Consider the following 14,400-nt stretch of genomic DNA (forward strand, 5'->3'; position numbering starts at 1 on the left):
AGGGTGGGCCGAGCACGCCGGATGATGGCCTGGAAGCGGACCTTTGGCTTGCAACATCCTGCAGTGCCAGCTTGTTGAATGGGATTGTGCGGCGCCGCACGGTGTGCAAGGCGCACTGCCCGACGGCCTGAATTAGGCCATTCGTCCGGACTGATCCTGAACGGTTCTCATGTCATGGCCGGGTTCGGCGGCGCGCAAGTGCGGATTTGAACGGAAAGTAGGCGGACGCTGACAATACGCATGGCAAACTTCCTTAGGGCCAAACGTTTCCTGAACGATCGCCGATTACTAAGGTTGTGATGTCGAACATCGAGCCTGGCAGGTGTGGGGACATGGGCTTGAAGTTGCTGGGGCCACCGGGGTTGATCATCGGTGAGAGGGAATACAAGGTGGGCGGGCCGCGAGAACGCGTGCTGCTCGCGAGCCTCGCGCTGCGCGTGAATCAGGTCGTGTCAATGGACTATCTGGTGGACGCGATCTGGCAGGACGATCCGCCGACGTCCGCCCGCAGTCAGATTCAGGCCTGCGTTTCCGGCCTGCGCAAACTGTTCCGCGAGGTCGGCCAGCCCGGGACGATAGAGACCTCGCCGCCCGGGTATCTGCTCGCCCTTCCGCCGGGGGAACTCGACATCGAGGAGTTCACCCGGTTGGTCGCGGAGGCCAGGGGCAAGGCGGGCGAGGGAATGACGGCCGAGGCCGCCGACCTGCTGCGCAGCGCGCTGGCCTTGTGGCGTGGCCGTGCGCTGGACGGGTTGCGCAGTGATGTGCTGCAACGCAGTGCGGCCCGGCTGGAGGAGGCCCGGCTCGCCGCCGTGGAGGAACGGGTCCGGCTCGACCTCGAACTCGGTGAGCACGAGAAGATCTGCGGCGATCTGCGCGCACTGGTCGAGGAGAACCCGCTCAGCGAGCGGCTGTACCGGTTCCTGATGCTGGCGTTGTACCGGTCCGGGCGTCAGGTGGAGGCACTCGAGGTCGCCCGCAACGCCCGCGCCACGCTCATCGACGAGGTCGGGATTGAGCCGGGGCAGGAGTTACGAGACCTCGAGGCGGCCATTCTCAACCGCGACCCGGCCCTTGACCCGCAACGGGTCAGCGCCGGGTCGCTTGCTGCGGCGGACGCGCCCGCCGAGGTCGCCGAACGGGTGACACCTCGCCAGCTACCGGGCAGTACAGCGGACTTCATCGGCCGGGAACGGCACATCGTCGAGATCAAGCGGTTGCTGTCCGGGGAGGACCCGGACGCCATGCCGTACGCCCTGCGCATCGTGGCGATCTCCGGCCGCGGCGGGGTCGGCAAGTCCACGCTGGCGTTGCGGGCCGCGCACGAGCTGAGCGACGACTTCCCCGACGGTCACCTCTACGCGGACCTGCACGGGATGGGCGACGAGGACCGCACGCCGCAGGTGCTGGCCCGGTTCCTGCACTCGCTTGGGGTGACCGGCGCGGCGATGCCGGACGACCCGCACGAGCGCACCTTGCTGTACCGCTCGATCCTCGCCAACCGGCGGCTGCTCGTGGTGCTGGACGACGTGCGCAACGAGGAGCAGGTGTTCCCGCTGCTGCCGGGCAGCCCGACCTGCGCGGTGCTGGCCACCAGCCGGATGCGGCTCACCGGGCTGACCGGTGCGGCCCGCATCCACGTCGACGTGTTCAAGACGGACAAGTCGATGGAGCTGCTCGGCCGGATCGTCGGCGGCGACCGGGTCGCCACCGAGCAGGAGGACGCGATCGAGCTGGTCAACCTGTGCGGCGGGCTGCCGCTGGCGCTGCGGATCGCCGGGGCCCGGCTGGCCTCCCGGCCGCACTGGCGGATCGCCGACCTGGTCCGGCGGCTGGGCGACGAGGCCAACCGGCTGGACGAGTTCTCCCACCGCGGGCTGGAGCTCAGGTCCAGCATCGGCCTGACCTACCGCAGCCTGCCCAGTCAGGCCCAGCGGTTGTTCCGGCTGTTCGCGCTGAACTACGCCCCGGACTTCCCGGGCTGGACGGCGGCGGCGTTGCTGGACATGGACCTGTTCGGCGCGGAGGACGTGCTGGCCCGGCTGGTCGACGCGCAGCTGCTGGACACCGTCGAGTATCCGGGCGAGCACGTCCGCTACCGCTTCCACGACCTGGTCCGGATCTACGCGTTGGAGCTGCTGGGCGAGGCCGAGCCCGAGGCCGAACGGCGGCAGGCGCTGGAGCGGTTGCTCGGCGCCTGGATGGCATTGGCCGAGCAGGCGCACCGGGCCGAGTACGGCGGGGACTACACGCTCTTACATGGCAAAGCGCCGCGGTGGCGGCCGGTCGACTGGTCCGGTGTCGACCCGTCCGGCAACCCGGGCTTGTGGTGGGAGAGCGAGCGCCGCAACATCGTGGCGGCCGTGCGGCAGGCGGCCACCGCGGGGATGCACGAGCTGAGCTGGGACCTGGTTCTGACGTCGATGAGCCTGTTCGAGGTCAAGGGCTACTTCGACGACTGGCGCGAGACCACACAGCTGGCCCTCGACTCGGCCACGAAGGCGGGCAACCGGGTGGGCGAAGCGGCCATGTTGTACTCGTTCGGCAACCTGCACATGCTGCAGAAACGCCTCGACGCCGCCGAGAAGTGCTTCACCTCGGCGCTGGAGCGGTTCGAGGCCGAGGGGTACACCCACGGGCGCGCCTTGGTATTGCGGGATATGACGTCCGTGGACCGCATGCGCGGCAACTTCGCAGGCATGCTGGCCAAGAGCGAGATGGCGCTCGAGCTGATGCGGGAGGTCGGTGACCTGGTCAGCGAGGCGGCCCTGTTGCGTGGCATGGCGAAGTACCTGATCGACGAGGGCGAGCTGGACCGGGCGCGGCCGATGCTCACCCGGGCGCTGGAGATCTGCCGGCAGGCGCAGCATCTGCGCGGGGAGGCGCAGGTGCTCAACCGCTTGGCCGAGCTGCACCTGGGCACCGGTGAGGTCGCGCTGGCCCGCCAGGAGCTGCACAACGTGCTGCGGATAGCTCGCGAGATCAGCGACCGCATCGGTGAGGCGCACGCTCTCTACGGCCTCGGCATGGTCCGCCGGCGCGAAGGCAGGCTGGACGACGCCCGGTCCACTTTGGGCTACGCACTGGCCATGGCACGGCAGGTGGGTGAACGGCTGATCGAGGCGATGACCTGCCACGCGATCGCCGAGATCGAGCTGGCCAGGGGCGACGGCCCGGCCGCCGTGGAGTACGTGGACGCCGCGCGCAAGCTGTTCAGCGGGCTCGGCTCGCCGCTGTGGCACGCGAAGGCGCTGACCCTGCTGGCCGAGGTGTACGAAATGGACGGTGACGCGGAACGGTCACTGGAATGCCTGGACGAGGCCGCCCCGATCCTGTCCGCGATGGACTCCAGGGCGGCGGCCCGGTTGCTGTCCCAGGTCGAGAACACCAGAACCGCGCTACGGCCAGGCCCTTCCTTCGGACGTAGCGCGGACACCGGCTGACATTCATTTCCCCCTCAAGCGATCTCGCTGAACCACCGGCACTAGACGAGGGCGGAGGCCGGCGACGCCGTCACGGCAGTCCGCGGAACGGGCCCGTCCCACGGCGAGCCGTCGCCCAGGGTCTGCTGGTTCGATGGCGCCGACGACAGGCTGTCCCACGGCGAACCGTCGTCCGCTTTGTGCTGGCCGCCCAACGGCGACAAGACGATGGCAAGACCGGCGATGGCGGTTGAGACGGCTGCGACGAGCTTCGGCATTGTGTGTCCCTCCAGATTTAGGACCCCTCCGGGCCTCCGGTCGAGGCCCGCTGGGACAAAGCCAACAGCGGGGTGGTTCGCATCGGCATCGGACGGGCTTACGGCTCGTCCGAAGCGGACCCGAAGCGTTTGCATAGCGGCGTGAGGAGGATTGGTTCGACCCACCTTTCGCTACCTGGAGGCAGTCCCATGTCGGACCGGACCCTGCGGCTCAGCAGAGACGAGCTGTGGCGTCTGCTCGAGCTCGTCGATCCGGTCGAGCTCGTGGCGGCACGCCTGGGCGGGGCCGCCTGCGGGGACGAGGCCGGCCGGCTCAGCGCGGCCGGCGCTTCGGGTGGTGACCATGTGGTGTTCGAGGACCGGGACACGGCGGTTCGGTGCCTGCTGCCGGCGTCCGCTTTACGTGGCCTGCGCACTGCTTCGGTGGTGGCGCTGGCCGCACGGGCACTGTTGTTCCCGAGCCTGGTGACCGTGGCGGTCCTCGGGTCGGACCCGGCGACTCAGCTGCAGCTCGCCCTGATCGCACGCTATGTGCCCGGGGTCAGCTTCGTGGCGGTGTGGCCGGACGACGGGCAGCCGTTGGACGAACGGGTGCTCGACCTGCTCGACCGGACCGACATCAGCCTGCTGACCGCGGGCGATGCCGGGGAGGCCATGTTCGGGGCGAGCCTGCTCGTGGGGGTCGGCCTGGACCGGCTGCCGGCCCGGCGCCCCGCCCCGGGGGCCGTGCTGGTGAACGCGACCGGAAGGGATCTGCCGGCGAATCTGGAGAACACCGCCGACGGTATCTATGTCGACGACTTGGGGTTGTTGGGGGACAACCGGCACCGGCGGTTCGTGCGGGTGCACACCGACAGGAACGACCGCGACTCCGAACCGCACTGGCGGGCCGAAGGCTGGCACCGCAACCAGGGCCGGTCGCAGGTCCAGGGCGATCTGGGCCAGGTGCTGACCGGCGCGTGCCCGGGCCGCACCACCATCGACGAGGTACTTCTCGTGGAGCTGCTGGGTTTACGGGACCTCGATGTCACCCTCGCCTGCCGGTTCCACCGCGCCGCCCTGCAGGACGGTGCCGGCGCGTGGTTGTCCGAATAGCGATTGAAGGGGAGTGAACACGGATGAGAGTTCAGATCGAGGTTCTCGGCAGCCTGACGGCGATGGCCGACGGCGTCTCGTTCGTCCCGTCCGCGAGCAAGCCGAGGCAGCTGCTGGCGATGCTCGCGGTGAACGCGGGAAAGGTCGTGACCGTCACCGAGATCATGGCGGAGATCTGGGGGGAGATGCTGCCGCGCAGTGCGAGCCATGCCTTGCACACCTACCTTTCCAGTCTGCGCCGGGCGCTGGACGAGGCGATGCCGGGCCAGGAGCGGGCCTCCCGCGACATCCTGGTGACCGAGCACGCCGGGTACGCGCTGAACATCGATCCGTCCTGTGTGGACGCCAACCGGTACCACGAGCAGTCCAACGCGGGCCGTTGGGCCGCCGATCGCGGTGACTACGCGGTCGCCGCCGAGTCGCTGCGGACGGCACTGGAGATGTGGCGGGGTCCGGCGCTGAACGACGTGACCACCGGTTCGCACCTGGAGATCGAGGTGCTGCGGCTGGAGGAGACCCGGCTGGCCGACCTCGAACTGTGCATCGACGCCGAGCTGCACCTGCGGCGGCACCGGCTGGTGCTGGGGGAGCTGGCCGTGCTGTGCGCCCGCAACCCGCTGTTCGAGAACTTCCACGCACAGCACATGCTCGCGCTGTACCGCACGGGCCGGCAGTCGCACGCGCTGGACGTCTACCGGCGGTTCCGCAACGCGATGGTCAGCGAGCTCGGGGTCGACCCGTCGCCGCGGCTGCGGCAGCTGCACCAGTCGATCCTGGCCGGCGACCCGGTGCTGGACGACCCGGGGTACGTCAGCAGCGGCTGGGTGCCGACCGCGGTCGCCGGTTAGCCGGCCGACGAAATTCTTTTCGCCGAGGGGATGCCTGAATTGCTTCGCGGCCCGCGCGCGGCCATTCGGATGGAATCGGAGGTGTGATCTTATGATCGAGATACAGGTTCTCGGGCCGGTGACAATCGTGCACGAGGACCGGCGAATCGAAATGAGCTCGACGCGCGTGCGCACGGTTCTCGCATTGCTCGCGCTGTCCTGGCGGACGCCGTTGCGGTTCGAGTACCTGATGGACGAGCTCTGGCCGGAACGGTCACTGGGGAATGCCCGCAACGCGCTGCAGGCGAGCATGCTGCGGCTGCGGCGGCTGCTCGAGGAGGTGACCGGCCGGCCGGGGGACGAGCTGGTCCGGACGGTCGGCGGGGGATACCTGCTGGATGTGCACCGCGACGCGGTGGACGCCAACCGGTTCATCGACCTGGTCGAACGCGGCTCCCAGCACGTGGAGCGCGACCCCGAGCTGGCGATCAGCCTGCTGCGGCAGGCGCTCACCCTGTGGCGCGGGTCGGCGCTGACCGGGGTGAGCGACGGGCCGAGGTGCCGGGCCGAGGCGGCCCGTCTGGAGGAACGCCTGCTCTCGGCCCGCGAAGACCTGATCACCGCGCGGCTGGCCAGTGGGGAGTGCCGCGCCGTGGTGTCCGAGCTCGCGGAGCTGTCGCTCGAGCATCCGGAGCGGGAGCGGTTCAGCGAGCAGCTGATGCTCGCGCTGTACCGCAGTGGACGGCAGACCGAGGCGCTGGACGTGTTCCACCACGCGCGCAAACGGCTCGCCAGCGAGCTCGGCCTGGAGCCCGGACGGGCCCTGCGCGAGCTCTACCAGGCGATTCTCGTGCACGACAAGGTACTTGGCTGAGGGGGGTGCGAGGCACATGGGAGGCAGTCGGATGGAGTTTCGAGTTCTGGGGCCGGTCGAGGTTCGGCACAACGGCGAAGAGGTACCGCTGGACGGCATGAAGCCGCGGACCGTCCTGGCCGCCCTGCTGATCGCCGGCAACCGGATGGTGTCCGACGCGGAGATGACCAGGTACGTCTGGGGGCAGCACCCGCCGAACACGGTGAACGCGCAGATATACAGCTACGTTTCCCGATTACGCAAGCTGTTCGGCCAGCACGCCACCTTCATGCGGCGCTCGCCGGGCTACCTGTTGCGGATCGAGTCGTCCCGGCTGGACCTGGCCGAGTTCGAGGAGCAGGCCCTGCACGGCCAGACGGCCCTGCTGGACGGGCGGTTCGAGGAGTCGGCGGCGCTGCTGCGCTCGGCGCTGTCGTTGTGGCGGGGCCGCGCGCTGGTCAACGTCTCGGAGTACCTCAGCGACGCCGAGGGGCCGCGGCTGGAGGAGGCCAGGATCTCCGCACTGGCCGGCCGGGTGGACGCGGACCTGGCGCTGGGCCGCCACATTCCGCTGCTGCCCGAGCTGACCAGGCTGGTCCGGCTGTACCCGACGCAGGAACGGTTCCGGGCCCAGCTGATGACCGTGCTCTACCGGTGCGACCGGCAGGCGGACGCCCTGGCCCTGTACGAGCAGGGCAGGCGGATGCTGGCCGACGAGCTGGGCATCGACCCCGGTTCCCTGCTGCGCGGCGTGCACCACGCGATTCTCACCGGATCGCCGGAGCTGTGGCCCGCGCGGTCCCGGCTGGCCACCGTGGGGGTGGCTGGCGACGGTTCCGGCACGAGCCTGGAAAACCATCTGTTCCGTATAGGAAAGATATAGCTCGGCTCGGCAGTATTCGAGCTGGTAGTGCTTTGTGCTCACAGAACGCATCACGCCATTATCGGACGGGAGAGAGAAATGACTGCGTCGAATTCTGTCGCGATCGACGAGAACGGTCGCGCCACGATCAAGAACATCGTGTGCGAGATCCTCGAGATCGAGCCGGAGGAGATGACCGACACCAGTCTGTTCAAGGAGGACCACGACGCCGACTCGCTGGGCGCGATCGAGATCCTCTCCTCGCTGGAGCGCACCTTCGGCATCGAGATCGACCAGGCCGAGCTGACCCGGATGGTCAACCTCGACGGCGTCGTCGCTGTCGTCAACGAGGCCGCTGCAGCCGCCTAGTCCCGAACGGAGCCTCACGGTGAACGCAAAGCAGCAGCCGGACCGGACGGTGGTGATCACCGGCCTCGGCGTGATCAGCAGTGTCGGCATCGGTGTTCCCGGTTTCCTGGCCGGACTGCGGTCCGGGAGCAACGGGGTCAAGCCGATCACGGCGTTCGACACGACGGGTTTCGCGCACGCCAACGGGTGCGAGGTCGCCGACTTCGACGCCCGCGAGTGGATCGCCACCATCGACCCGGACGAGCTGGGCCGGGCGAGCCAGTTCTCCGTGGCCGCCGCGAGGATGGCCATCGAGGACGCGGGGATGTCGCTCGAGCGGCTGCGGCGGCTGCGGGCGCTGGTGTCGGTGGGCACCACCGACGGCGAGTCGCGGGACCTGGACACCCTGATCGGCCAGCAGGTCACCGACGGGCCCGAGCGGCTGGACGCGGTGCTGGCCCGCCGGTCGACGGCGGGCCGGCTCTCCTCCAGCATCGTGCGGGAGCTGGCGCTCACCGACGCCGAGGCGGTCACCATCCCGACCGCCTGTGCCGCGGGCAACTACGCCATCGGCAACGGGTTCGACGCGATCCGCGCCGGCGAGGTGGACATCGCGCTGTGCGGTGGCGCGGACGCGGTGTGCCGCAAGACGTTCACCGGGTTCTACCGGCTGGGCACCATCGCACCCGAGGTGTGCCAGCCGTTCGACCAGGATCGCAAGGGCATCCTGACCGGTGAGGGCGCGGGCATCCTGGTGATGGAGAGCCTGGCCTCGGCTCAGGCCCGCGGCGCGCGGATCTACGCCGAGGTGCTGGGCTACGGGCTGACCTGCGACGCCCTGCACCCGGTGGCACCCGACCGGGACAGCCTGGCCCGCTGCATCGGGCTGGCACACCGCAACGCCGGGATCGAACCCGGCGAGGTGGACTTCATCTCGGCGCACGGCACCGGCACCAAGGCCAACGACGTCACCGAGGTCGGGGCCATCCGGCAGGTGTTCGAGGTGCCGCCACCGGTCATCTCGATCAAGTCGATGATCGGGCACAGCATGGGCGCGGCGAGTGCGCTCGCCTCGGCCGCCTGCGCCCTGGCCATCGACGAGGGCTTCATCCCGCCGACGATCAACCACAACCAGACCGACCCGGACTGCGGGCCGGACCTGGACTGCGTGCCCAACCAGGCACGCGAGGCCGAGCTGAACGTGGTGCAGAACAACGCCTTGGCCTTCGCGGGCAACAACGCGGTACTGATCCTCGGCAGGCACCGGGCGGAGGCGGCGGCATGAGCAAGCCGTTCGCGTACAACGGGTTGCCCGTGCGGTGCGTGCGCAGGGCCCGCACGGGCGAGTCCCCCCGGCTGCTGCTGATGCACGGTCTCGGCGGCAGGCGGGGCGCCTGGGACCGGTTCGTCGAGGAGATGACGGCCCCGTTCGACCTGTGGGACGTCGAGCTGCCCTGGCACGGCATGTCCACCGGGGAGTGGGGCCGGGGCGGCGACCCGGTGCGGGTGCTCGCCGATCTGCTCGCCGGGGAACGGTTCGACGTGCTGGTGGCGCATTCGTACACGGCGAACCTGCTGACCGAGGCCTACGCCACCGGGCTGGTCCGGCCGCGGCCGAGCGTGCTCATCGGCCCGTGCTACCGGCCGAGCGCGGACGACTTCGACTGGCAGACGATCTCCTACTACCTCAACGACTTCCACAAGACCTTCGTGGAGGCGTTGCGGGTGGGGCAGACCAACCGGTACTCCGAGGCGCACCGCGACTGGATGGCCCTGCGCATGCGCGACCAGGTCGGGCCCTACGGCTGGATGCGTTTCTTCGAGACCTACCTGCGGTCACCGTTCCTCGACCTGACCGGCGTCGCCGCGCCGGTACTGGTGCTGACCGGTGAAGCCGACATCGCGGGCCGCCCGGCCGACGGGCAGGCACTCGCGGAAGCGTTGCCGGACGGGCGGTTCACGCTGCTGCCCGGCTGCGGCCACTTCCCGATGCTCGAGCAACCGCAGCGCACGGCCCGGATCATCGGCGAGTTCCTCACCCGGCTGTGTTCGCCCGCCGAGGCGGCCGCCGTCCCGACAACCCACTAGCTGACAACGCATGGAGTGCGAAATGAACACGACCGCGGCCTCAGCCGAGACCCGCTTACCGATCCGGCCCCGCTACGAGGGATCCAACATCTGCACCTGGATCGGGTTCAAGCACGTCAACTACCTCGTCGAGGAGGCGGTGCTGGACCACCTGCGGCAGCGCGGTTACCCGGCGGGCGAGCTGTACGAGCGCTACGGCCTGTGCACCGACATCAGCGACATCAACACCAAGATCATGAGCGCGTTCCACATCGACGACGTCGCCACCGCGACCGTGCGCCAGGTCTCCGGCGACGGCCTTCGCCTGGCCGTCGAGCTCACCGTGACCCGCGATGGCGAGCCGGTGAAGGCGGTCAGCTCCAAGGTCCAGGTCTCGCTGCGGCTGGACCCGCGCGGCTGGCCCGCGGAGGAGCCGCCCGCCGCGCTCGCCCCGTACGTCGTCGAGCAGCTCGGCACGCCCGCCGAGCCGGTCGAGGTCGAGGGTGACCCGCTGGACCAGCTCACCGCGGGCAAGAACGCGTTCGCGTGGGCCTGGCGGATGCCGTACTTCTACTGCCACTTCACCGAGCGCGTGCAGATGTCCGGCTACCTGCGGCAGATGGAGGAGATCCTCGACCTGTTCGTCGAGCAGCGCGGCGCGTCGATCAAGACGCTGCTGGACGAGCAGAACTGGATCCCGGTCGTACCGCACTCCAAGATCACCATCCTCGACGAGGCCAAGATGGAGGAGGAGCTCATCACGGTCTTCACCGTCGAGAACATCTTCAAGCGGTACACCTTCACCGCGCGGATGGACTGCTACGTGGTGCGCGACGGCAAGCTGGTGCAGACCGCGACCGGGCAGATCACGCACGGCTGGGCGGTCATCGAGAACCGGCGCGACTGGAGCCTGGTCCGCTTCGACGACCGGCTCACCGACGCGCTGACCGGCAAGGCGGGCACGCTGACCGGGCGAGGCCGGTCGCGATGACCCTCGTCATCTCGGGATGGTCGGCGCTGTGCCCGTACGGCGCCGGCCGGGCCGGGTTCGCCGACGGGATCCTCACCGGCCGAAGCGGGATCGGCGAGCTGGACCAGGACTCCTACCCCGGCCCGTACCGGCTGGCCGGCCTGGTGCCGGACTTCTCCGCGGCAGGGGCGTTGGGGCGCAAGGGAACCAGGACGATGGACCGGGTCACGGCGCTGGCCGTGACCGCGGCCGGGCAGCTGATCGAGGACGCCGGTGCCGCGCTGACCGAACGGCCCGAACAGGTGGGTGTGGTGCTGGGCACCGGATCGGGCAGCGTCCAGTCCATCATGGACTTCACCAGGGACTCGCTCGCCGGCGACAAGCCCTACCACGTCGACCCGGCCCGGTTCCCCAACACGGTGATGAACCGGGCGGCCGGCCAGATCGCGATCTGGCACGGCATCAAAGGCCCCAACACCACGATCGCCGGGAGTTCGCTGACCGGGCTGCTGGCGTTGAACTACGCCATCCGGTTGCTCCGCGGCGGTCACTGCGAGCAGGTGCTGTGCGGGGCCGCCGAGGAGTACTCCGTGCAACGCGCCTGGCTGGAATGGCATGCGCGCGAAGACCCTTCGCCGCTGGGAGAGGGCGCTTCCTTGGTGTTGCTGGAAACCCTGGACACCGCACGCCGGGCCGGGCGCACGCCGCTGGCCACCGTGCTGGGAACGCGGTTCATGGCATTCCAGGACACGGCGGACGCCGGACCCGTGCTGGCGCGGTGTGTCCAGGCGGTGCTGGAGCAGGCAGGCGTGCCGGCCGGGGATGTCCGTGTCGTCGCGCCGCTTGGTTGCGAGGGAGAGCTGGGCGCCGCCGAGGAGTCGGGTATCGCCGAGGCGCTCGGCGGGACCGGGCAGAAGTGGGTGCGCACGCGCTCGTTGATCGGTGACCTGTCCGCGGCCGCGACCAGCCTGCAGCTCGCCGCCACGCTCGCCATGCTGGAGTCCGATTCCACCGGGCCGGCGCTGATCACCGGTGTCGACCGGGACGGCACCGTCGGCTGCTGTCTACTGGGGGTAACGCGATGACGTCCGTGCTTCGGGCGACCGGCTACGAGGTGCATGCCTCGGTCCGGGTGGATCCCGCCGACCCGGTCTTCGCCGGCCACTACCCGGGATTCCCGGTGCTGCCAGGGCTTTTCGTCTTCGACCACGTGGACCACGCGGTGCGCGCGGAGACCGGCGCGCAGCTGGTGGCCCTGGACCGGGCCAAGTTCGTCCGGCCGGTCCGGCCGGGCGACGACCTGCGCATCGAGGCCACGCTCACCCCGGCCGACGATGGCCAGATGCTGTGCGTGGCAACAGTCTTCACCGCGTCCGGGGTGGTGGCCGAGTTCCGGTCCCGCTACCGCGCGAGACGTTCAGGAGGGGAGTCGTGATCGGAATCGCCGAGATCAAGCGCATCATCCCGCACCGGTACCCGGTGCTGATGCTGGACCGGGTGGCCGAACTGGAACCTGGCCGCGCCTTGGTGGCGCACAAGGCGATCACCGGGCGTGAGCCGTGCTACGCGGCCATCGGTGACGACGCCGAGCCGGCGCAGTACGCGTTCCCGGCAGGTCAGCTGATGGAGTCGTGGGCACAGGCCGCCGTGCTGCTGGTGCGGTGGCAGACCCCCAATCCGGACGTGCGGACCGGGTTCGTCGAGCTGTTGTCCGGGATCAGGAACGCGTCCTTGCTGGGCCAGGTCTTCCCCGGTGACGTCGTGGAGCACCGGGTCGAGCTGGTCCGGGCGGTCGACGACGCGGCCGTGGTCACCGGCAGCAGTGTGGTGGACGGCCGGCTGGTGCTGCGGGTCGGGAGTTTCACCATGGCCCGGCGCGGCATCGAGGTGCTGGCCGCGGCCGCTGACGGAAGCGAGGGATGACGATGCCGGACACCGGCAGGAAGGTCGCGCTGGTGACCGGCGGGTCGCGCGGCATCGGGCACCGGGTGGTGACCCGGCTCGCGGCGGACGGCTACGACGTGGCGTTCTGCTTCCGGGCCAACCGCGAAGCGGCTGACATCGTCGCGAAGGAGGCGGCCGAGTCCGGCGCGGCCGTCCTCGCCGAACAGGTCGACGTGGCCGAACAGGCCGAGGTGAAACGGTTCGTGCGGCAGGCCGAGAAGGAGCTCGGCCCGATCCACGCCGTGGTCTCCTGCGCGGGCATCGTGTCGGACAACCCGCTCGTGATGATGCGGGACGAACAGTGGCAGTCCGTCCTGCGGTCCAATTTGGACGGTACCTACCACGTCTGCAAGGCGGCGCTGTTCGGGATGATGAAGCGCCGCTCGGGTGTGCTGGTGACCCTGTCGTCGGTGGCCGGCGTGTACGGCAACGCCACCCAGACGAACTACGCGGCGACCAAGGCGGGGATCATCGGGTTCACCCGGTCGCTCGCCAAGGAGGCCGGGGCGTACGGTGTGCGCGCCAACGCCGTCGCACCGGGCTTCATCGAGACCGACATGATCTCCGAGCTGTCCGCGGAGCACGTCGGCAAGATGCTGGAGCGCATCCCCCTGGGCCGGTTCGGCCGCCCGGAGGAGGTCGCGGACCTCGTGTCGTTCCTGGTCTCCGACCGAGCCGGGTACATCACCGGGCAGGTCTTCGGCGTCGACGGCGGATTGGTGACCTAGTGCCGTGTAGATCCGCTCCGCCCATCCCCCGTGTGGACGGAGCGGATCCACATGGCACTAGACACCCAGGCAAGGAGGTCAACGATGGCAAGAAAACGCGAGCCCCGGTTCTACTTCTCCTTGCGCAGCCCCTATTCGTGGCTGGCGTACCGGGAACTGCTCGACAAGTACGCGGACGTGGCCTCGGCGGTGGAGTGGGTGCCGTTCTGGGAGCCTGACTCGCGCAGCGCGGAGCTGCTCGCGGAGTTGGGTGGGAAGTTCCCGTACTCCGCGATGTCACGGGCCAAGCATTTGTACATCCTCCAGGATGTCGGGCGGATCGCCGAGGCGCGGCAGGCGACGCTGACCTGGCCGGTGGATCGTGATCCGGTCTGGGAGATTCCCCACCTCGGGTATCTCGTCGCGCGTGAACAGGGCCGTGGTGCCGAGTACATTGCGCTGGCGTACCAGGCGCGATGGGAGCAGGGGCGCAACATCTGCGATCCGGTGGTTGTCGCGGACATCGCTACTGCGCTCGGTCTTTCCCCGGATGAGGTGACCGGTGCGAGTGAGGACCCCGTGCGGCGTAAGGAAGGCGCTGGGATCCTCCTGGAGATTTGCCGGGATGGAGTGTTCGGCGTTCCGTTCTTCGTGCATGGGTTCAGCCGGTTCTGGGGGCTTGACCGTCTCGCCGAGTTCGCTGACCATCTCCGGGCGGAGATGGTTCCGGCGGAGTCGATGCCTTCATCTTCGGAACCGCTTGGTGTTTCTGGGGATCAGGGGCATGCTGGTGGTTGTGGCTAGGTGTTTGGCTTCTAGGTAGGGTTTGTCCTCGCCGGGCGGCTGGCATCCAGAGCTTCGGCTGGGTGAAAGAAGCGCTCGCCGCGCGGCAGCGCCACCCAGAGGGGGTTCAGGGCCGTGCCCTGTCCCTGCGGTATGGCCTGCCCGGAGGGAATCACATCTGTCAAGTGGGGGCCGGGTTTCCAGCGGGGTGCCGGTCCGTATGGCTTGGGTGGGTGGTTGGTTT

Annotated in this window: 15 protein-coding genes; 14 read left to right on the forward strand and 1 reads right to left on the reverse strand. The window is 69.3% G+C overall.

The window, feature by feature from the left end:
• Nucleotides 1–389 precede the first annotated feature (389 nt).
• Complete coding sequence (locus AB0J95_RS43685) at nucleotides 390–3,443, forward strand: BTAD domain-containing putative transcriptional regulator (RefSeq protein WP_364771509.1); 3,054 nt, start codon at nucleotides 390–392, stop codon at nucleotides 3,441–3,443.
• A gap of 41 nt (nucleotides 3,444–3,484) precedes the next feature.
• Here the strand turns inward: AB0J95_RS43685 and AB0J95_RS43690 are convergent, their stop codons facing one another.
• Nucleotides 3,485–3,700, reverse strand: a complete 216-nt coding sequence (locus tag AB0J95_RS43690) for a hypothetical protein (protein ID WP_364771511.1) — start codon at nucleotides 3,698–3,700, stop codon at nucleotides 3,485–3,487.
• 189 nt (nucleotides 3,701–3,889) lie between these two features.
• Between AB0J95_RS43690 and AB0J95_RS43695 the strand changes: the two genes are divergently transcribed.
• From AB0J95_RS43695 to AB0J95_RS43755, 13 genes are all read left to right on the forward strand, one after another.
• Nucleotides 3,890–4,795, forward strand: a complete 906-nt coding sequence (locus tag AB0J95_RS43695) for a hypothetical protein (RefSeq protein ID WP_364771513.1) — start codon at nucleotides 3,890–3,892, stop codon at nucleotides 4,793–4,795.
• 23 nt (nucleotides 4,796–4,818) lie between these two features.
• Nucleotides 4,819–5,643 carry an AfsR/SARP family transcriptional regulator gene (locus AB0J95_RS43700; protein WP_364771515.1) on the forward strand — a complete coding sequence of 275 codons (825 nt, stop codon included), beginning with the start codon at nucleotides 4,819–4,821 and terminating at the stop codon, nucleotides 5,641–5,643.
• A gap of 91 nt (nucleotides 5,644–5,734) precedes the next feature.
• Nucleotides 5,735–6,496: an AfsR/SARP family transcriptional regulator gene (locus AB0J95_RS43705; RefSeq protein WP_364771517.1), complete on the forward strand. Its 762-nt coding sequence runs from the start codon at nucleotides 5,735–5,737 to the stop codon at nucleotides 6,494–6,496.
• Between the two features lie 31 nt (nucleotides 6,497–6,527).
• Complete coding sequence (locus tag AB0J95_RS43710; RefSeq protein WP_364771519.1) at nucleotides 6,528–7,358, forward strand: AfsR/SARP family transcriptional regulator; 831 nt, start codon at nucleotides 6,528–6,530, stop codon at nucleotides 7,356–7,358.
• Nucleotides 7,359–7,436: 78 nt separating this feature from the next.
• Entirely contained in the window at nucleotides 7,437–7,706 is a 270-nt protein-coding gene (locus AB0J95_RS43715) for an acyl carrier protein (protein ID WP_364771521.1), read from the forward strand.
• A 19-nt stretch (nucleotides 7,707–7,725) separates the two neighbouring features.
• Entirely contained in the window at nucleotides 7,726–8,970 is a 1,245-nt protein-coding gene (locus tag AB0J95_RS43720; RefSeq protein WP_364771523.1) for a beta-ketoacyl-[acyl-carrier-protein] synthase family protein, read from the forward strand.
• Nucleotides 8,967–9,773: an alpha/beta hydrolase gene (locus tag AB0J95_RS43725; RefSeq protein ID WP_364771525.1), complete on the forward strand. Its 807-nt coding sequence runs from the start codon at nucleotides 8,967–8,969 to the stop codon at nucleotides 9,771–9,773. Before AB0J95_RS43720 ends, AB0J95_RS43725 begins: the two co-directional genes overlap by 4 nt.
• A gap of 22 nt (nucleotides 9,774–9,795) precedes the next feature.
• Entirely contained in the window at nucleotides 9,796–10,743 is a 948-nt protein-coding gene (locus AB0J95_RS43730; RefSeq protein WP_364771527.1) for a hypothetical protein, read from the forward strand.
• On the forward strand, nucleotides 10,740–11,807 hold the full coding sequence (locus AB0J95_RS43735) for a beta-ketoacyl synthase N-terminal-like domain-containing protein (RefSeq protein ID WP_364771529.1): 1,068 nt from the start codon (nucleotides 10,740–10,742) through the stop codon (nucleotides 11,805–11,807). Before AB0J95_RS43730 ends, AB0J95_RS43735 begins: the two co-directional genes overlap by 4 nt.
• Nucleotides 11,804–12,157, forward strand: a complete 354-nt coding sequence (locus AB0J95_RS43740; protein WP_364771531.1) for a hypothetical protein — start codon at nucleotides 11,804–11,806, stop codon at nucleotides 12,155–12,157. The genes AB0J95_RS43735 and AB0J95_RS43740 overlap by 4 nt, the downstream gene beginning before the upstream one ends.
• Entirely contained in the window at nucleotides 12,154–12,645 is a 492-nt protein-coding gene (locus AB0J95_RS43745) for a 3-hydroxyacyl-ACP dehydratase (RefSeq protein WP_364771533.1), read from the forward strand. Before AB0J95_RS43740 ends, AB0J95_RS43745 begins: the two co-directional genes overlap by 4 nt.
• Nucleotides 12,642–13,394, forward strand: a complete 753-nt coding sequence (gene fabG / locus AB0J95_RS43750) for a 3-oxoacyl-ACP reductase FabG (protein WP_364771535.1) — start codon at nucleotides 12,642–12,644, stop codon at nucleotides 13,392–13,394. Before AB0J95_RS43745 ends, fabG begins: the two co-directional genes overlap by 4 nt.
• 84 nt (nucleotides 13,395–13,478) lie before the next feature.
• On the forward strand, nucleotides 13,479–14,177 hold the full coding sequence (locus AB0J95_RS43755; RefSeq protein WP_364771537.1) for a DsbA family protein: 699 nt from the start codon (nucleotides 13,479–13,481) through the stop codon (nucleotides 14,175–14,177).
• Nucleotides 14,178–14,400 lie beyond the last annotated feature (223 nt).

The sequence above is a fragment of the Actinocrispum sp. NPDC049592 genome (assembly GCF_040675465.1).
Lineage (GTDB): Bacteria > Actinomycetota > Actinomycetes > Mycobacteriales > Pseudonocardiaceae > Kibdelosporangium.